Genomic DNA, 20,371 nt, shown 5'->3' on the forward strand with positions numbered 1-20,371 from the left:
TTCCTCTTTCCTGTAAATCCAATTAAAGCAACTTCATGAACATCACATGAATTTCCACAACCTTATATATGAATTTTAGGCAATACATCCTTTCTATAATTTTTCTTTTTATGTATATTTCTCTTTATTATGCAAAAAAATCGTTCCAAATTATATTAAAATTTGAAACGATTTTTTATTTAAAAATTATTTTTTTCTTCCGAAAAATGTTTTCTTAGAATTATGAGTATTTTCATCCATTTCTTCTCCACAAGATTCCATGAACATATATAGAGCTTCTTTTTGCTTTTGATTTAATCCTTTTGGTATATCAACAATAACTCTTACATATTGATCACCTTTTCCAGTAGAATTAACTCTAGCAACACCTTTACCTTTTAATCTAAACAGTGTTCCTGATTGTGTTCCTTCAGGAATAGTATATTTTACATTTCCTTCTACTGTTTTAACTGTAATTTCTGTACCAAGAGCTGCTTTAGCCATTGATATATGAGTATCTATATAAATATCATTTCCTTTTCTTGTGAATTCCTTTGATGGAGCTACATTTATTCTAATATATAAATCTCCAGGACTTCCCCCTCTCAATCCATGTTCACCTTGTCCTCTAAGAGGCATAACATTTCCAGTATCAACTCCAGCTGGAATGTTTACATTTATCTTTCTTGTTTTTCTAACATTGCCATTTCCTCTACAATGTGTACAAGGTTTCTCAATTATATTTCCTGTTCCACTACATCTATCACAAGTTGATGTTGATACAAAACTACCAAGTGGAGTTTGTCTTTGCACTCTTACTTGACCTGTTCCACTACAAGTTGGACAAGTTTTTTTAGAAGTTCCAGGTTCAGCACCTGAACCATTACAATGTTCACAACTTTCACTTCTATTAACTGTAATTTCTTTTTCAACACCAAAAACAGCTTCTTCAAAAGTTAATGTCAATGTATATTCGATATCATTACCTGTAACTGGTCCATTTTTTCTACGTGTACTTGAACCACCACCAGTAAACATATCAAAAATATCTCCAAAGCCTCCCATATCAAAGCCGCCAAATCCACCTGATCCGAATCCACCGCCATTAAAGTCAGCACTTCCAAATTGATCATAGTTAGATTTTTTTTCTGGATCAGAAAGCACTTGATACGCTTCATTTATCTCTTTAAATTTTTCTTCTGCTTCTACATTTCCTTTATTCTTATCGGGATGATATTTAATAGCTAATTTTCTAAAAGCTTTTTTTATTTCATCATCACTTGCACCTTTTTGAAGTCCAAGAACTTCATAATAATCTTTATTTGCCATTTATTAATGTTCACCACCTAGTTTTGTTTTCTACCTTAAAGAGGGAAGACGAGCATTGCCTTCCCTCTGAATTATTATATTAGATAACTAGAATATAGTAAAATTATTTATCATCATCTACTTTAAAATCAGCATCTACAACATTATCATCATGTGGTGCTTGCTCTGCTCCACCTGCTGCATTTGGATCAAATCCGCCAGCTTGAGATGGATCTCCACCTGCTGCTGCATAAACTTTAGAAGATACAGCATAGAATTCTTGAGTTAATTCTTCTGTAGCTTTCTTTATAGATTCTAAATCTTCTCCATCTTTTATAGCTTTAAGAGCTTCTAATTTTTCAGTAACTTTAGCTTTATCTTCTGCTGGTACTTTATCTCCAAGTTCAGTTAAAGCTTTTTCTGTTTGGTAGATTAATTGATCTGCATTATTTAAAGTTTCTACTTTTTCTTTTCTCTTCTTATCTTCTTCTGCAAATTTTTCTGCTTCTTTTACAGCCTTATCTATTTCTTCATCATTTAAATTAGTTGATGCAGTAATAGTTATATTAGCTTCTTTTCCTGTTCCTTTATCTAAAGCTGATACTTTAACAATACCATTAGCATCAATATCAAAAGTAACTTCGATTTGAGGAATTCCTCTTGGTGCTGGAGCTATTCCTGATAAAGTAAATCTTCCTAATGATTTATTATCCATAGCCATTTGTCTTTCACCTTGAACTACATTTATTTCAACTGATGTTTGACTGTCTGCTGCAGTTGAGAATGTTTGGCTCTTTTTAGTTGGAATAGTTGTATTTCTTTCAATTAATGGAGTTGCTATTCCACCAGCTGTTTCTATTCCTAAAGTTAATGGTGTAACGTCTAATAATAATACGTCTTTAACTTCTCCTGTTAATACTCCTGCTTGAACTGCTGCTCCTACTGCTACACATTCATCTGGATTAACGCCCTTTGATGGATCTTTTCCTGTAAAGTTTTTAACTGCTTCTACAACAGCAGGTATTCTTGTTGATCCACCAACTAAGATTATTTTTTCAATCTCATCTATAGAAATTGCAGCATCACTTAATGCTTTCTTCATAGGTTCAATACTTCTTTGAACTAAATCATTAGTAATTTCATTGAATTTAGCTCTTGTTAAGTTTAGGTCTATATGTTTTGGACCTGTTGCATCAGCTGTTATAAATGGTAAATTGATGTTTGTTTGCATTGATGAAGATAATTCAATCTTTGCTTTTTCTGCTGCTTCTTTTAATCTTTGAAGAGCCATTTTATCTTGTCTTAAATCAATTCCATTTTCTGCTTTAAATGTTTCTGCTATATAATCCATAACCTTTTGGTCGAAATCATCTCCACCAAGTTTTGTATCACCATTAGTAGCTAATACTTCAAATACTCCATCTCCTAATTCTAAGATAGATACATCAAAAGTACCACCACCTAAATCATAAACTAATATTTTATGATTTGAATCCATTTTATCTAATCCATAAGCTAAAGCTGCTGCTGTTGGTTCATTGATTATTCTTAATACTTCTAAACCAGCAATTTTACCTGCATCTTTTGTTGCTTGTCTTTCACTATCATTAAAGTAAGCTGGTACTGTAATAACTGCTTGTGTTACACTTTCACCTAAATAGCTTTCAGCATCAGCTTTTATTTTTTGAAGTACCATAGCTGAAATTTCTTGTGGTGAATAGTTCTTACCATCTATATCTACTTTGTAAGAAGTTCCCATATGTCTCTTTATTGAGATTATAGTTTTATCTGGATTTGTTATAGATTGTCTTTTTGCGACTTGACCTACTAGTCTTTCTCCTCCAGCTTGAAAAGATACTACTGATGGAGTAGTTCTTGCTCCTTCTGAATTTGTTATAACAACAGGTTCTCCACCTTCCATAACTGCAACACATGAATTAGTTGTTCCTAAATCAATTCCTATTATTTTTCCCATAATATATTCCTCCTAAATTCGATTTAATTTATTTGTATATTTTATTTAAATGTTCGCCTCTTTTTATAGGCTACTTATAATTAGTTAGCTACTTTAACAACTGTATATCTAATTACTTTATCTTCTTTTTTATATCCCTTTAAGAAAACTTCTGCAATTTGATTCTTTCCCATATTCTCATCTTCTATATGCATTACTGCTTGATGAAGATTTGGATCAAAATCTGATGATGCATCTATTTCTTCAACTCCTAGTTTTTCAAAAGAACCTTGGCAAGATTTTATTGTCATCTCTACACCTTTTTTTAGGTCTTCCAGACTTCCTTCTGCCGCAACTGCTCTTTCAAGATTATCTAAAACTGGAACTAATTCTTTTAGTACATCTACACATGCATCTGAATATATGCCTTGTTTTTCCTTAGTTGTTCTTTTTCTGTAATTGTCATATTCAGCAGTAATTCTTAACACTCTATCATTTAAAGATTCTATTTCTTGCTTTAACTTCTCATTTTCTTCTTTGTGTTTTTTCATCATGCTAAGTTCATCCTCTTCTTCATTTAAAGATTCTTCAGAAGCTTCATCAGTTAAATTTTCGCTATCATTATTTTCAATATTATCTTCTTTCTTTTCATTTTCTTCGATAACATCTTCAATTACTTCTTCATTTTTTAATGTTTCATCATTATATTCCATTTCTGAAATTACACCTCTTCTCTTATTGATTATAAAAATTATTTACTCTGATTATTTAATATATTATTTAATTCTTTTACAATTTCAGCCATTATTGATATTACTTTAGAATAATCTATTCTTCTAGGACCTATTAATCCAATAGTTCCAATGGGTCTATTTTCAAAAGAATATTCTGCAGCAATTATACTACATTCTTTAGCTTGAGGCTTATAATTTTCCTCACCTATTCTAATAGTTATATCTTTATTAGTTTTAAGTAAATCTCTTAATGATTCTTTATCATTAAGAAGAGATAACATTTCCTTAGCTTTTTCAATATCATTGTATTCTGGATAGTTAAATATATTAGTAGTGCCCTCCATAATTAAATCAGGTGAATCTGCTGCATTTTTTAATGTTTCATATAATGGAGTTAAAAGAGCATTAAATAATTCATCATATCCTTGTAAATCTTCTTTTAATTGATTGATAACTTGCAAATTTATTTGTTCTATACTAAGATTTACGAGTCTCCTATTAATAACTGCATTTATCTTATTCAACTCCTCAATTGTAGGAGTTGAATTAACTCTTATTATATGATTTTTCATTACTCCAGCATCTGTTATTATTACTGATACTAATGTAGTACTATCTACTTTCATCAACTGAAGTGATTTAATAAAACTTTTATTTACTGATGGAGTTTGAATTACACAAGTTAAATTAGTAAGTTCTGATAATAGTGAACTTGTTTGTCTAACTATCTTATCTACTTCTAACATAGCTGTATCTATAATATATTGCTTTATTTTTAAATTTTCTTCAGGTGTTAGCAATTGATTTTCCATCAAACTATCAACATATAATCTATATCCTTTATTAGATGGAACTCTCCCTGACGAAGCATGAGGCTGTTCTAAATAACCCATATCTTCAAGATCTGCCATTTCATTTCTAATAGTTGCAGATCCCACTCCTAAGTTATACTTTTTAGCAATAGTTCTAGAGCCAACTGGATCTCCAGTATGAATATAATCATTGATAATAGCTTGGAGTATTTTTATTTTTCTATCATCAATAGTCATAATCTCACCTCTTTTGTTAGCACTCACTATGTTTGAGTGCTAATGACTATGTTTTTAATATAGTATTTATCGTGTTTTTTGTCAATTCTAATTATATTTAATATGCACATCTTCACTTCTTTTATTTGATTTTTTATTGATTTCTCTCCACTTTTCTCATTTTTACTCTAATTTGCTATAAAAGTTATATTATAAAATCACTCATAACACTATTTGATACTTCTATTCCACGAGATGTCAAATATATTCTACCCCCATTACGAACTAATAATTCTTGTTTAATATTTTTATCGATAACATCTCCATATACTTCATTTATGTCTTTTTCAAATCTCTCTTTAAAGTCTCTTTCTTCTATTCCACTAATCATTCTAAGCCCCATAAACACAAACTCTTCCATATTATCATTTATATTATTTTCATAAATTTCATCTTCTACACTTTGATTACTATTTATATTTTTAATATAGAGTTCTATATCATCTATGTTTTTTATTCTTTTACCATCAATATAAGAACTTGCCGAAACTCCAAGTCCCAAATATTCGTTTAATTGCCAATAAACTATATTATGGCAACATTCTTTTTCATCTTTTGAAAAATTAGAAATTTCATATTGACTATATCCATTATATTTTAAAAGTTCTTTTGTAAGCAAATACATATCTCTTTCTTTTTCTTCGGACGGTAAGTTTAATTTATCTTGATTATATAAATTATAAAAACAAGTTCCCTCTTCGATTATTAAACTATATGCAGATATATGTTCTGGATTAAATTCTATTATTTTCTCTAATGTTATTCTCCAATCCTCTAAACTTTGATTTGGAAGTCCAAACATTAAGTCTATATTTATATTTTTAAATCCTACTTTTCTTGCCAATAAATAATTGTTTTCAAACTCTTCAATAGTATGAATTCTTCCAATTTCTTTTAAAAGAGATGGTTTTGTAGATTGAAGTCCCATACTTATTCTATTTACCTTATATTTTTTCATTATTTTCAACTTATCTTCACTTAAGCTACCTGGATTACATTCCATAGTAAATTCTAAATTTTCTTCTAATCTTAAAGTATTAATGCATTTTAAAAGTTTCTCTAATTCTATTTCATTTAAATAAGATGGTGTACCACCACCAATAAATATACTTTTAATTTTATAACTATTAGCTTTAGCTTTAATTTCTTTGTTAAGTGCATCTATATACTCACTAATAAATTTTTCTTTTCCTGAATATGATGGAAAATCACAATATAAGCATTTTTGCTTGCAAAACGGAATATGTATATACAAAGATATTTCTTTTAAAAATAGTTCTTTCATCTTTTCTCCTCCTAATTAATACTTTTTAATATTTTAGATAGACTATGTTTTAATAGAATGTTGATGTATGCACATATCAACAAATACTTTAAAACATAGCCTTTAGACAAAAAAAGCTGACGCATTTGTCAGCTTTTTTTATGTTTAATTTTTACTGTATTTTAATTTTTTAATCTACTTTTAATACTGCCATAAATGCTTCTTGTGGTACTTCAACAGAACCAACCTGTCTCATTCTCTTCTTACCTTCTTTTTGCTTTTCAAGTAATTTCTTCTTTCTTGAAATATCTCCACCATAACACTTAGCTAATACATCTTTTCTCATAGCCTTTACGGTTTCTCTTGCTATAATTTTTGAACCAATTGCAGCTTGAATTGGAACTTCAAACATTTGTCTTGGAATTATTTCTTTTAATTTCTCAGCTATGCCTCTTCCTTTGTTATAAGCTCTTTCATCTGGAACTATCATTGATAATGCATCAACTACATCCCCATTTAATAAAATATCAAGCTTAACTAACTTAGTTGTCTTATATCCTTTAAATTCATAATCTAAAGATGCATATCCTCTAGTTCTAGATTTTAATGTATCGAAAAAGTCATAAACTATTTCATTTAACGGCATATCATAAGTTATTACCGCTCTTGTTTCTTCTATATATTCCATTTCTATATAAATTCCACGACGTTCTTGACATAATTCCATAACAGCTCCAACATAATCAGTTGGTGTAATTATAGACGCTTTTACCACTGGCTCTTCCATAAAATCTATTTCTGTCATTGGTGGTAAATTAGTTGGATTAGTAATATCGAATACTTCACCATTTGTCTTAGTAACCTTATATATAACTGATGGTGCTGTAGTGATTATATCTAAATTAAATTCTCTTTCAACTCTTTCTTGAATTATTTCCATATGCAATAATCCTAAGAATCCACATCTGAAACCAAAACCTAATGCGATAGATGTTTCAGGTTCAAAGTTTAATGCTGCATCATTTATTTGTAATTTTTCTAATGCTTCTTTTAATTCATCATACTTTGCTCCATCTACTGGATATATTCCTGAATAAACCATAGGTATTGCTGGTTTATATCCTGGCAATGCCTTTTCTGTTGGTCTACTAGCTTCTGTTATAGTATCACCAACTCTTGCATCTCTAACATTTTTTATTGATGCTGTTATATAACCAACGTCTCCTGCACTTAATTCCGGAACTGCAAGTGCACTTGGAATAAACACTCCTACTTCAGTTACATCATAAACTTTGTTAGTTGCCATAAGTTTTATTTTATCACCTGGTTTTACTTTACCATCAAGTACTCTTACAATAGATACAACACCCTTGTAACTATCATAATAAGAATCAAAAATTAAAGCTTTTAATGGTGCTTCTTCATCTCCATTAGGTGGAGGTAAAGTTTCAACTATACTTTCTAAAACCTGTTCTATATTTAAACCTGTTTTTGCAGAGATCATAGGTGCATTTATTGCATCTATTCCTATTACATCTTCAATTTCTTGTTTTACTTCTTCTGGTCTAGCTGAAGGTAAATCAATTTTATTTATAACTGGTGAAATTTCTAAATCATTATCTAAAGCTAAATAACAATTTGCTAAGGTTTGTGCTTGAATCCCTTGAGTTGCATCAACTACTAATAAAGCACCTTCACATGCTGCTAAACTTCTAGAGACTTCATATGTAAAATCCACATGTCCTGGAGTATCTATAAGATTAAATATATACTCTTCTCCATTTTCTCTTCTATAAACCAATCTAGCTGCTTGAGACTTTATTGTTATGCCTCTTTCTCTTTCAATATCCATATTATCTAAGATTTGTTCTTCCATTTCTCTCTTAGTTAACGTTCCTGTTGTTTCTAATAATCTATCTGCAAGTGTTGACTTACCATGATCGATATGTGCTACTATTGAAAAATTTCGTATATATTTTTGTCTTTCACTCATATATATAACTACCTTAATAAGGTAGTTTAGTCACCCCCATTGTATTTAAATAAAACCTTTTATTTTTTCAAGTGCCTAAATTATATCATACATGTATTTAATATTTCCATATAAAACTTTCTCAAACCCTTTTATCTAAATATTATTCTTTAAATTTATGAGTAAAATTATACGCATTTTCTTTTAAACCAGTAAAATTAATACTAATTTTGTTATATAAATTTTTTAACTTCTGTGTAAAAATAGATTCTTCATTAATCCTTAAGTCCTTATTGCCTATTCTGATCAACAATTGTTTATCTTCTTCTTTATAAATTTTAATTGTTGAATTATCTTTTATAAAATTTGAAAAGTCTTCTCCAAACTCTTCACTAACTAATTCGTAATTTTGCTTTGTATTTCCAAGTGGAGATAATGATTTTGTATTAATAATATTCACTTTTATAAGTCCACCTAGTACAATTAAAATTAGCATAATTAATGGTAACATTCTTCTAAATATCCCCTGTTTTTTTTCTTTCATTAAAAAGACCACCTTTAGATATATTTATCTAAATAATGGTCTTATTTCATTAATATTATTCATTATTTTTTAGGCTTTGTTTTAGAAGTCACGTTATATATGCATAAGTAAAGGTGGACTGAGTAATTGAACTTAAGACCACTAAAATTAGTATAGTCCCATTTTAGCTTGTTCCCAATATAAAATTGAGACAAGCAGTAAATGTGACAATACTCATTAAGAGTTCTAAAAGTTCAATTACAATGCCACTTTCCCTATTGCATATATGAACACGCATTTAGAACAAAACCTTTTTATTTATTTAATATTTCAGCAAGTACTCTTGCCATGCATCTTGCTGTAACTTTTACTTCTTCAATTGAATTAACATTAGACCCCATTTCAAAAAGCAAGCTTCCATCACTTTTACTTTGATTGAATGCATTTTTCCCTCTAGTATAAGTAAATATCTTTCTTGTTAATCCTGGAAATAATTCTTCTGTCTTTTTAAATACTCTTTCTGTTAATTCTTGATTTTTATTATATTTAGTACTATTTTTAGCATTTACAAACATAATTTTAGCTGCGTCTGCGCCCTCTACCTTTGTTGTCATAGCACTTTTGTCAGGCACAGAATCTCTGTGCAAATCTAATATAATTTTAAAATCTCCATACTTCTTTAAATATTTATCTACTGTTTCACTTGATCTTGAGTAACTATCATTATATGAAACGCTATGATTTGTTTTATCATGTATTACTGAAATTCCATAATTCTCTTCTAATTCCTTTGCTAGTACATCCCCAACTCCAACTACATTAGCATTTTCATCAGTAGTATCAGCAGAAGCCTCTGCATAATTTTCCGTTGTATGAGTATGATAAATCAAAACTTCAGGTTTAGATACATCTAATTCTTTTTTTAAAGATGCATCATAAATTTTACTATTTAAAGATTTTTCATTTGATGAAAATTTTAATATACTATCTTCATTTACGCTAAATTGATTAAACGTTAATGCAGATTCATCATTTTTATCTATATTATTAAAAAAGCCAACTTCGCTTTTTAATATATTTTCATATGTTAGCCCATTCAAACCAACTGATTTTAATAAAATATTTTTTAAAGATAAGTTACTTTCCGCATAACTTTCTTCATTATAAACTTGTTCTTTTACTATTGGCATCCCTAAATTCAATAATTGAACATATGCATATCCACCTCTCTCATTGCATTGCTTCAATACACTGCCAACCCTAAAAAAAAATATAAACACTATAATAATTAATAATATTAGTCCACTGTTAATTCTGGAAAGAAACTCAGTTCTTGCATTCTGTTGTTTAAAATTTTTTCTTCCTAATGTAAGTTTATACAAGTTAATCCCCCCTTGCTTCTTTTATATTTATATTAATAAATTTACATAATTATTATCTTTATTTATAAATTTATTAATTTTACATAACAAAGGCTATACTTTAAATCTGTGATAATATATACATAAGCAAAGTTGCATATACTATCACTCTACTAAAATATAACCTAAAAAATCATGAAAATAAAAAGATGGCTACTCCCTTTAGTGTTGCATCAATTAAGTATAGACTTGTTAACACTAAGGTAATATACCACCTTTTAATATGTAATTTATATTTTTAATAACATCAGATCATTTCTTATTGTCTCAATTATTTGCGTTTATTTTTCACTCAATCCCTTACTAATTTAAAAATTTATTTATGTCTTCCATCTCCATATCAGGTTGAAGCGCCATATTTACACCATTAGATATAATTTTAGATAATGCTTCTATTATCATATCTACCTCTTTTGGTGCTACTATTAATTCACCAACATTTGCAGATAAAACCTCTTTTATAAGAAGCTTCTTTTCTGATTTATCAATATCTTTTAACATATTATAAAATTCTTTTCCTGATGAAGATTTACTTATTAATTCATCTATAACTAAATCTATTGAGTCACTAGCAATTGTAGCTGCATCAACAACTGTTGGTACACCTACTGCAATTACTTTTACACCTAAAGTTTTTTGACTTATTTCTTTTCTATTATTTCCAACACCTGCACCTGGAGATATTCCCGTATCTGAAATTTGAATTGTTCTGTTAACTCTTTCTATACGTCTTGAAGCTAGTGCATCTATGCAAACTACCACATCAGGTTTAACTTTATCAACTAAAGATTTTATAATTTCTCCTGTTTCAATTCCTGTTATACCTAAAACACCTGGTGCTATAGCACATACAGGTCTTACAGAATCATCAATAGCTTCTGGCATAACAACTTGTAAATGCCTAGTTACCATTATTTTTTCTGCCACTTTAGGACCTAATGCATCTGGTGTTACTTGCCAATTTCCAAGACCAACTACTAAAGCTGTTTGCTTTTCCTCTAAATTAATAAGCCTTTTTAATATTTTTCCTAAAACTTTAGAAACATCATCCATTATTCCACCATCATAGACTGTAAACTCGGGGATATCTATTGTTATGTAATTACCTACAGGCTTACCCATTTTTTTAGCTCCATCCTCATTTTCAATCTTTACTGTAGTAAACTTTATATCACCTTCTTTTTCTTCTTCTGCAATAACTCCATCTATCTCTCTATTATGTTTCTTTATATACATTTCCCTTGATTCAATTGCCAAATCTGTTCTAACATCCATTATTACCTTACCTCCATTTATCAAATTATTATTGTGTCTAGCTAGATATTTCTTATAAAAATCACCTTTCTCTATCTGAATCTTAGAAAGACTTATCCAGATCATCACATTTCTTATCCCACTCTTAAAAAAATAAGATTATTTGTACTAGTAGTAATCGGATAAATACTTAATAATATTATTTTTCCTATATGTTTAAATTTAATACTTGAATTACATAACTTTCAATGTTATAATAAGGTTTGTTGAAATTAAACGATGAGCAGATTTCCCCGAAAACTGCTTAGGCCCTATAAAACTTTAAGGGGGTGAATCAAGAATGGCAAACATAAAATCAGCAAAAAAGAGAATTAAAGTTACTGAAACTAAAACTTTAAACAATAGAATGATTAAATCAGCGTTAAAAACTGTAATTAAAAAGTTTGAAGCTGCTGTAGCTGGTAACAATGTTGAAGAAGCTAAAACTGCTTTCGTAGCAGTAACTAAGTCTTTAGATGTGGCTGCTTCAAAAAGTGTTGTTCACAAAAACATGGCTGCAAGAAAGAAATCTAGATTAGCTGCGAAATTAAACGCTATGGCGTAATCTAATAAACCCACCATTTTGGTGGGTTATTTATTTTTATTCTTTAGAAAATTGTATTCTTAAAAAACTTATGGATAATTCAAATATAAATTTAATTAAATATTAAGGAATTAACCCTAAAGAATAAAAATCTACCTTTTTACTGTTAAAGTATTAATAAGTAATAATTCCATTTCCATAGTCTTATCTAATCCACTAGATTTTAGATTATTTTCTGTATTAACACATAATTTAACAAGTTCACTTAATTGCTTTTCTGTAAATTTACTGCTTTGTGCAGCTAATTTTTCACAAACAAACTGTGGTAATTTTAACTCAGTCATAAAATTGCTTATCTTTTTTCCTTGTCTTAATCCAGTTTTTATATCATAAAGTTTAATAAAATGTCTTTGAATATTACTTATTATTAACATATGTTGATCTGATTTATATAAAATTTCTTTCATTACATCCATTGCACGTTCTATTTTTCTTTGTGCTATTAACTCAACTAAATCAAATACATCATCTTCTCCAGATGAAGATATTAACATATCAATATCTCGTTTAGTTATTTCTCTTCCATCTGTATATGAAATTAATTTATCAATTTCTCTTTTTATTATGTCAAAATTATTTTGAACTTTTTCTGCAAAGTATATAAGCTCTATTCTGCCTATATTCTTTTTATTCATTTTAAATAAATCATTTATTTTCTTAATGTAAGAATCTCTTCTTAATTTATCACAATGTACAACTGGTATTAATTTATCTAATGAATTTAATCTTTTATTTTTATTAGGTTTTTCCCTCTTATCATTAAATAAGTAATACATTATTAAAATAGTGTACGGTGGCATATCTGAAGCATATTTCAATACGCTTTTATAAATCTTGTTGGATGTTTCATCACTTTTATCTTTCAAAAAATTAGCTCTGTATACAATGACAACTTTTTTATCACTCATCATTGGAAAAGTTTCACATGCATTCATGATTTCATCATAGTTTGTTTTCATGCCATCTATTCTTATTAAGTTAAGATTATCTTTATCATTTCCTATTGTCTTATTAAGTATTGAGTTTATTGAATCCTTTATAAGCTCTTCATCTAATCCACAAAATATATATGAATTTTTTATATTTCCTTTTTCAATGTCTCTTTCAAAAACTTCATAATTAATCAAAGTAAAATCCGCCTTCCTATACTTCACATCTAAAATAGCACTTTACCCTTAAATAATATAACTTTATTTATATTATTATCGCTAAAATTTATTATATCATAATCCTTAGAATTAACTTTTGTATTATTGGTTTTAAGAATATAATTTTTATCATCAATCTTCAATATGCAATTATTTTTATATTGTTTTATTTTAGCCTTATCATCTATATTTATAATTCCATTTTCTCTATATATTTTTGTAGAAAAAGTCATATTTTTTAGTCTTTTCATATCTATATTATTTTTATTTGTTACAAGTAACCTATCACCTTTATAAGTAACTAAAAAAGCACCTTCATCATAATATTGTATTTTGGGTAATGGACTATATAATTCAACGGTTATTGCCACTATAAATAAAACAGGTAAATAAATAAATTTATATTGATTATTTTTTATAAAATATAAACTTATTAAAATACTCATATAGAATATAGCTATATATTCATTACCATTGATTATAGGTAATGAATAATACTCTAATTTATCTAATGTCCAATCAAACCATTTTAATATAAGTAAATTAATATAACTGCAAAAATCAAATAAACTAGGTATAACGTATGTAGTTGGTAAAGCATTGCCACATATAACTATTAAATTAATAAACGGCATTAAAAATAAATTTCCTAATATAAAATTGATAGAAAAATCTTTGAACACTAAAACTAAATATGGAAAAGTAAAAATTTGAGCCGATAAACTAATACTTAAGGTATTTCTTAATACCTTAGGTAATTTATAAAATTTATAATTAAGCTTCTTATTATACAAAATTATTCCTAGTGTTGCTAAATATGATAAATGAAATGAAATTTCAAAAACAGCATAAGGTCTCATAAGTAAAAGTATTATTCCAGATATGCTTAATGCTGAAATAGAATTATTATTTTTTTTCAATAAGTAACTTAATTCCAATGTACTTAGCATTAAAAATGCTCTAATGCTTGAATAATTACTACCAGTAAATAAAACATATATTATGGTGAATATTAAACCTAGCTTAATTCCTAAAAAACGTTTTAAAACACTATATACTATAGCAACATGTAATCCTGAAACGCTAATTGCATGTATTATTCCAAAGCTTTTCATATAGTCTTTATCTTCGTCATCTAAACACCCTGAATAACCAAATGCAATAGATGAAATAAGTCCAGCCTTTCTTTTTCCAAGGTTTTCTTCTAGCATTTTATATACTTTATTTTTAATATGATACAGTTTACTTATAAAATCATCATCACTCTTTTGTAGATTATTTATAAAAAGAGTTCCTACTATCCCCTTTTCTTTAATAGCGTTATCTTTTAATGTTCCTTTTACATTAAATTTATCACCTTGAGTTAACTTATCTTTTAAATTTTCTATTATAATTTTTTTCCCATTATAACATCCTATTGTTTCATATGAATTATTTTTTAATATTCTTACTTGTGCATCTGCATTAGAATTAATATTGTAGTATGAAAAATTCATGAATAATCCCATTGCAAAAATTAAGCTAATTACAACTGTAAAGCTAATTCCACAATAATAAAAAACACATATAAAAAAGAAGCCAACAATAAATATTGTAAGCTTCTTAAAATCAGAAAATAATCCAAAAGCAATTGAACTCAATATTAGCGTTATAAAAATATATACTATTGGATTAGCTACTTCTTCAATTCTTTTCGTGTTCAAATAACTCACCTCATTAATGAGTTTTGCCACTTTTTAAATAAAATTTCAAACACAAGTAAAAATACTACTATTACAGCTAAAATAATCATGCAGTTATTTGTTATAACCACTTGTTTTAACATAAATGTTGCTCCTAATGATACTATTGATAAAACTAAAGATATCATCATTAAATTTCTCTCTATGGATGGTTCTCTTAGGCTTATATTGCTATTAAATGCAATAAATAAAATCCCACCTAAAGATATTGTTAGCAATGAAACTAAGTATCTACTATTATCCTTTAATATATATGTTGAGATTAATATTATTCCACTTAATAATATTGATCTTCCTATTACTTCTTTCCTGCTTATATCCATTCCATCTTTTAATAATAAAATTAATGAAATAGGTACACTTAAAATTATATTTACAAATAATATACTAAAAATATCTAATGATTCTGCTACTCCAACTATTGAAGACAATAATAAAATTATTATTTGTGTTAAAACCAATGTGTAAATTCCTTTAAATGCTCTATTAATGTTATGATTTAATTTTGTTGCATAATCTTTTATCTTAAAAAATCCATCTAAATAATTCTCTTTTATATAAACATCGGATATTTTCTTAACTAATAAAGAAGGTTCCCCTTTAGCTATGCCAACATTAGATAAATTTAAACTTGGTAAATCTCCCAAATTTTCTCCTGTTGCTGATACTTTATATCCATCTTTGTTAAATAGAGCTATTATTTGAGACTTTATTTCAGGATTAATTCTTGAAAATACTCTTACTTTATTTAATAAATCCTTTAATTCTTTAGAATTTAAAGTGTTTAATTCTATTCCAGATACAACTTGTTCATTTTTATATATAAGTCGTGCTTTTTTTGCTGTTGTAATCGCACTAATTTTATTTTCTTCTGTAAATAGAATTGGAATTATACCATTATCCTTTATTTTATTAACTCTTTCTTCAATATCTTCTTTAAGTGGATTTTCTAAAGCAATAATCCCCACAAAAACCATATTGCTTTCTATATTTTCATCTGTTGATGGCTGATAACTAAAATTTCTATATGCAAAAGCTTGCGTTATTAAACCTTCAGCTGAAAATTTTATATCAGTTTCTTTTATTTTAGCTTTTTCTTCATCAGTAAATTCTTTTTCTACTCCATCTACCATGATATGAGTACATCTTTCTAATACTGAATCTAGATTACCACGTGAATTAGCTCTATACCATCTTTTAATTCTATTTACAACTGTTATCATTTTTTTATCAAAATCCATAGGTATTTCAATAATTCTAAGATTTTGATTATCTAAAATTGATTTATATACTTTCTTTTTAGATGCATATTCTAAATATGCTATCTCAGTTAAGTCACCACATCCATTATTATTTTCAACATTATAAATAGAATTATTGCATAATAACGATATATCTAATATTCTCATCATATTTATATCCTTAGAATATTCAACATTTTCAGATAAAGATATTTCATTATTAGTAAATATTTTTTTTACTATCATTTTTTCTTGGGTTATTGCTCCAATTTTATCTAAACACATTATATTAGTATCATTTATTAAATCAAAAGTAGAAAAGTTTATAATATTAATGTCTTGTTTTAAAAATAACTCTGAAATATATTTAACAGCTAGTACTACAATTAAAAAAGCTGGTAAACATCCAATTATAAAAAATCCAGTATATAAATCACTTATATCTTGTTTTACTAAATTAATACTTATTATTCCGCACATTAATATTAGGAAACTATACGATAGATACTTTCCCCATTGTTTTTGTATTTTGTTTAATAAGGTGTTTTTTCTATTACTTGCATATGTAAGCATTGCTAAAAGTCTTCCAAGTTGAGTAGAATTTCCTATTGAAATTACTATACCTTCCCCATTACCTTCTTTTATCACAGAACCTTTAAAAAGTATATTGTTCATTTCACCAAGTGAATTTATTCCACCGCTTATTTTACTTTCAAATTTTTCTTTAAAGAATGTTTCCCCAGTAATATTTTTTTCATCCACTTTTATATTATTAGCTTTTATTATTCTTATATCAGCAGGAATCAAGGAATCTTTTTTAAAGATTACTATATCACCTATTAATATATCTTCTGCTTTTATTATTTGTTGTATGCCATCTCTTACTACAGTAGCCGTAGCAAAGTTCAATTTTTCTAAGAAACCAATTTCCTTATCTTTTCTAATGTTATAAAACATAAGTGCTGCAGTATTTATAAGTAAAAATCCTAATATAATAAATTTATAATTATTAAAATTCAATACAAATAATAAAATGGTAAGTATTAAATATATTAATATATGTACTTGCTTAAATATACTTAGTATATTCTTAGATACTCTATTTGCACTTGGTAATTCTATCTTATTGCTTCCATACTTTTCTTTTCTTACTACACACTCGCTACTATTAAGTCCTTTTTGTATATTACTGTCTAACATTTCAACAACTTGAAGCCATGTACTATTACAATATTTGTCCAAAAAATCCCCCCACCTAACTAATAATTAAATAAATAATAAACCAGTTATATAAACTGGATTATTATTTATTAATTATAGTATAAATGTTAGGAGATTAAAAATAAAGTTAAAAATCTACTCTTTTGTTTTAGGATTGAATATTAAAGCCATAAGATAACCAAAGAAGATAGCAGCTGTTATTCCTCCTGCCGCTCCTTTAATTCCACCAGTAAAGGCTCCTAGTAGTCCAATCTCTTTTACTTCTTTTATTGCAGCTTTAGCTAATACATTTCCAAAGCCTGGCAAAGGTACAGTAGCACCAGCACCTCCTATAGCAACAATTTTATCGTATATTCCAAAAGCACCTAATATTGCTCCCACTGTAACAAATAAAACTAATATTCTACCTGGTGTTAACTTTGTTGTGTCCATTAATATTTGTGCTATTATACATATAATGCCTCCAACTATAAAAGCACTTAAATAATCCATATATGTAATCTCCTTTCAAAACTTATTTCATTTCTATTGCAACTGCATGGGCTATACCTGGTATACTTTCACCTTGAAGAGATGAAGTTGGACTCATTAAAGCGCCAGTAGATACTAACAGTACACTCTTTATTTCTTTTCTCATTAATTTTTTATATAATTCACCTGCAAATACCACTGCTGAGCATCCGCATCCACTTCCTCCTGCAGAAGTTTTTTGTTGTTCATTATTAAAAATTGCTTCTCCACAATCCATATGATTTGACCTTATATCAAAACCATATTCTTTTATTAATTTATCTGCTAATTCTTTTCCTACACTACCTAAATCACCTGTAGCTATAACGTCATAAAACTCTGGTTTTCTTCCTGTATCCTTAAAATGACTTACTAATGTATCTACAGCTGCTGGTGCCATAGCGGCTCCCATATTATTAGGATCTTTTTGATCATAATCTTTTACTTTTCCAGTAGTCACATAAGTAATCTCTGGAAATTTTCCTTCATGCCCTAAAATCAATGCTCCAGAACCTGTTACAGTCCATTGACAAGTAGCACATCTTTGACATCCATACTCTAGCGGAAATCTAAATTGCCTTTCTGCTGAGCTAAAATGAGATGATGTTGCAGCAATTACATGTTCGGCACATCCAGCATCCATTATTATAGAAGCTAAACTTAATGATTCAGTCATTGTTGAGCAAGCTCCATATAACCCAAAAAATGGTATATTAAATTCTCGTGCTGCAAAACTTGAAGATATTATTTGATTTAATAAATCTCCAGCAAAAAGATAATCTATATCATTCTCCTGTAAATTAGCTCTTGATAAAGCTTGTGTTATAGCTGTAAACATCATTTCACTTTCAGCTTTTTCAAAACTGTCTTTACCACAAGTATCATCATTTAATATTTGATCAAAATATTCTTTTAAAGGTCCTTCTCCCTCTTTAGGTCCTACTATAGAATAAGCAGAAATTATTTTAGGAGGATTTTCTAATCGAACTGTTTGAGAACCTATTTTTTTACTATCTGTTTTCATATTTACACCTACCTCAAATATTGCAAACTAAAATAATTAGCTAAATTTTAGTGTTGTACTGATATCTGAATGATTAAACTTAGGTATAATAATCTCACTTTGTCTATTTCATGTATCAACACGTATTTAAAACATAGCTAAATAATTTAATCTCTTTTAAAAAATAGACATTACATAATAAATAATTCCTATTATTACAGATGTTCCTATACCATATACAAGAACCGGCCCTGCAATTGTAAACATTTTGGATGCTACTCCAAAAACAAAACCTTCTTTCTTAAATTCTATAGCTGGTGATACAATTGCATTAGAAAAGCCTGTTATTGGTACTACTGTTCCTGCACCTCCAAATTGTGCTATCTTATCATATATTCCTACACCTGTTAATAATGCACCTAAGAAAATCATAGTTATAGAAACAATTGTTTTTACTTCATCTTCTGGTAAACCTAATGTTGCTATATAGTTATTTATAAATTGTCCTATAGTACAAATTATGCCTCCAACAAAAAAAGCCTTAGCACAATCTTGAAGTATTTTAGGTTTTGGTTCAACTTGTTTAGCCATCTTTTGATATTTTTGTTTTATGATTTTTTCATTTCTTTTTTTCAATATTTATCACTTTGCTACTTGTAAATATAGACTTGTAGCATTCTCCTTTCTTTTTATTTTATATATCCATACATAAATATTATTTGTAAATTTAGAAAATTTAATTATGTTAATTTGCTCCTTTTTATTATTTACTTTAAATTATTTCCTATATATTCTTTTAATATTATTTATTTTAACCATTTTTCAATTTTAAATCCTATATTTTTAATAACAAAATGAAAGTATTAATATGAATATTAAAATATGGCTATGTTTTAAATGGGTGTTGATATATGCAATAGGTGAAGTGGCATCGTAATTGGACTTTGAGAATCCTTAAGTGAGTATTGTCATATTTACTGCTTGTCAAAAGTGAATGTCCAAATTTTACATTTGGTAACATGAACTTTCACACAGTACAATTTTATATTGGGAGCAAGCTAAAATGGGACTATACTCATTTTAGTATTCCTAAGTTCAATTACTCAGTCCACTTTGCTTATGCATATATCAACACGGTATTAAAACATAGCGTAAAATATAATTTTTTAACTGGCTTCTTTCTATAATTTATGTAATAAAAATACATTGGGTAATTATATTTTCTTTTTATTCTTTAGAAGTACTTATTCTATATTGAAACTATATCTTGCTATAAGTTATCCAAATAATATTAAATAATATAATTTCCTGAACAATCGAGTAGGAGCTAAATAATTATTTTATTTAGCGTCCTCTCACACCACCG

16 protein-coding genes are annotated in these 20,371 nt (G+C 27.7%); 1 reads left to right on the forward strand and 15 read right to left on the reverse strand.

Annotated elements, in window-relative coordinates; translation table 11 throughout:
• Window positions 1-186: 186 nt before the first annotated feature.
• The 9 genes from dnaJ to gpr form a co-directional block, all read right to left on the reverse strand.
• On the reverse strand, window positions 187-1,308 hold the full coding sequence (gene dnaJ, locus RYM86_RS10210; RefSeq protein ID WP_315080197.1) for a molecular chaperone DnaJ: 1,122 nt from the start codon (window positions 1,306-1,308) through the stop codon (window positions 187-189).
• Between the two features lie 103 nt (window positions 1,309-1,411).
• Window positions 1,412-3,262, reverse strand: a complete 1,851-nt coding sequence (gene dnaK, locus RYM86_RS10215; protein WP_315080198.1) for a molecular chaperone DnaK — start codon at window positions 3,260-3,262, stop codon at window positions 1,412-1,414.
• An 80-nt stretch (window positions 3,263-3,342) separates the two neighbouring features.
• On the reverse strand, window positions 3,343-3,954 hold the full coding sequence (gene grpE / locus RYM86_RS10220) for a nucleotide exchange factor GrpE (protein ID WP_315080200.1): 612 nt from the start codon (window positions 3,952-3,954) through the stop codon (window positions 3,343-3,345).
• 38 nt (window positions 3,955-3,992) lie between these two features.
• Window positions 3,993-5,024, reverse strand: coding sequence for a heat-inducible transcriptional repressor HrcA (hrcA, locus tag RYM86_RS10225; protein WP_315080202.1), 1,032 nt, complete (start codon window positions 5,022-5,024; stop codon window positions 3,993-3,995).
• 184 nt (window positions 5,025-5,208) lie between these two features.
• Window positions 5,209-6,348 (reverse strand): radical SAM family heme chaperone HemW, encoded by a 1,140-nt coding sequence (gene hemW / locus RYM86_RS10230; RefSeq protein ID WP_315080204.1) that lies wholly within the window; start codon window positions 6,346-6,348, stop codon window positions 5,209-5,211.
• Window positions 6,349-6,517: 169 nt separating this feature from the next.
• Window positions 6,518-8,320 (reverse strand): translation elongation factor 4, encoded by a 1,803-nt coding sequence (lepA, locus tag RYM86_RS10235; protein ID WP_315080205.1) that lies wholly within the window; start codon window positions 8,318-8,320, stop codon window positions 6,518-6,520.
• Window positions 8,321-8,462: 142 nt separating this feature from the next.
• Complete coding sequence (locus tag RYM86_RS10240) at window positions 8,463-8,843, reverse strand: hypothetical protein (protein WP_315080206.1); 381 nt, start codon at window positions 8,841-8,843, stop codon at window positions 8,463-8,465.
• A 293-nt stretch (window positions 8,844-9,136) separates the two neighbouring features.
• Window positions 9,137-10,204, reverse strand: a complete 1,068-nt coding sequence (locus tag RYM86_RS10245) for a stage II sporulation protein P (protein WP_315080208.1) — start codon at window positions 10,202-10,204, stop codon at window positions 9,137-9,139.
• A gap of 342 nt (window positions 10,205-10,546) precedes the next feature.
• Window positions 10,547-11,521 (reverse strand): GPR endopeptidase, encoded by a 975-nt coding sequence (gene gpr / locus RYM86_RS10250; protein ID WP_315080223.1) that lies wholly within the window; start codon window positions 11,519-11,521, stop codon window positions 10,547-10,549.
• Between the two features lie 316 nt (window positions 11,522-11,837).
• Between gpr and rpsT the strand changes: the two genes are divergently transcribed.
• The gene (gene rpsT / locus RYM86_RS10255) at window positions 11,838-12,101 is read left to right on the forward strand and encodes a 30S ribosomal protein S20 (RefSeq protein WP_315080210.1); all 264 of its coding nucleotides are present in this window, start codon (window positions 11,838-11,840) and stop codon (window positions 12,099-12,101) included.
• A 131-nt stretch (window positions 12,102-12,232) separates the two neighbouring features.
• On the opposite strand, the gene holA is transcribed toward rpsT, so the two are convergent.
• The 6 genes from holA to spoVAC all read right to left on the reverse strand — a co-directional run bounded on the left by holA (window position 12,233) and on the right by spoVAC (window position 19,641).
• Complete coding sequence (holA, locus tag RYM86_RS10260) at window positions 12,233-13,267, reverse strand: DNA polymerase III subunit delta (protein WP_315080212.1); 1,035 nt, start codon at window positions 13,265-13,267, stop codon at window positions 12,233-12,235.
• Between the two features lie 29 nt (window positions 13,268-13,296).
• Entirely contained in the window at window positions 13,297-14,991 is a 1,695-nt protein-coding gene (locus RYM86_RS10265) for a ComEC/Rec2 family competence protein (RefSeq protein ID WP_315080214.1), read from the reverse strand.
• 5 nt (window positions 14,992-14,996) lie between these two features.
• Window positions 14,997-17,513, reverse strand: coding sequence for a cation-transporting P-type ATPase (locus RYM86_RS10270; RefSeq protein ID WP_315080217.1), 2,517 nt, complete (start codon window positions 17,511-17,513; stop codon window positions 14,997-14,999).
• A 114-nt stretch (window positions 17,514-17,627) separates the two neighbouring features.
• Window positions 17,628-17,984 (reverse strand): stage V sporulation protein AE, encoded by a 357-nt coding sequence (gene spoVAE, locus RYM86_RS10275; protein ID WP_012424016.1) that lies wholly within the window; start codon window positions 17,982-17,984, stop codon window positions 17,628-17,630.
• A 22-nt stretch (window positions 17,985-18,006) separates the two neighbouring features.
• A complete protein-coding gene (spoVAD, locus tag RYM86_RS10280; protein WP_315080220.1) occupies window positions 18,007-19,026 on the reverse strand; it encodes a stage V sporulation protein AD in 1,020 nt (339 codons plus the stop codon).
• Between the two features lie 156 nt (window positions 19,027-19,182).
• Window positions 19,183-19,641, reverse strand: coding sequence for a stage V sporulation protein AC (gene spoVAC / locus RYM86_RS10285; RefSeq protein WP_315080221.1), 459 nt, complete (start codon window positions 19,639-19,641; stop codon window positions 19,183-19,185).
• Window positions 19,642-20,371: the final 730 nt, after the last annotated feature.

It is taken from the genome of uncultured Clostridium sp., assembly GCF_963527835.1.
Lineage (GTDB): Bacteria > Bacillota > Clostridia > Clostridiales > Clostridiaceae > Clostridium.

Coding starts and splice junctions, on each gene's coding strand:
- dnaK (WP_315080198.1), bottom strand. CDS start 3,262: ATGGGAAAAATAATAGGAATTGATTTAGGAACAACTAATTCATGTGTT.
- dnaJ (WP_315080197.1), bottom strand. CDS start 1,308: ATGGCAAATAAAGATTATTATGAAGTTCTTGGACTTCAAAAAGGTGCA.
- grpE (WP_315080200.1), bottom strand. CDS start 3,954: ATGGAATATAATGATGAAACATTAAAAAATGAAGAAGTAATTGAAGAT.
- rpsT (WP_315080210.1), top strand. CDS start 11,838: ATGGCAAACATAAAATCAGCAAAAAAGAGAATTAAAGTTACTGAAACT.
- RYM86_RS10240 (WP_315080206.1), bottom strand. CDS start 8,843: ATGAAAGAAAAAAAACAGGGGATATTTAGAAGAATGTTACCATTAATT.
- spoVAE (WP_012424016.1), bottom strand. CDS start 17,984: ATGGATTATTTAAGTGCTTTTATAGTTGGAGGCATTATATGTATAATA.
- hemW (WP_315080204.1), bottom strand. CDS start 6,348: ATGAAAGAACTATTTTTAAAAGAAATATCTTTGTATATACATATTCCG.
- hrcA (WP_315080202.1), bottom strand. CDS start 5,024: ATGACTATTGATGATAGAAAAATAAAAATACTCCAAGCTATTATCAAT.
- spoVAD (WP_315080220.1), bottom strand. CDS start 19,026: ATGAAAACAGATAGTAAAAAAATAGGTTCTCAAACAGTTCGATTAGAA.
- lepA (WP_315080205.1), bottom strand. CDS start 8,320: ATGAGTGAAAGACAAAAATATATACGAAATTTTTCAATAGTAGCACAT.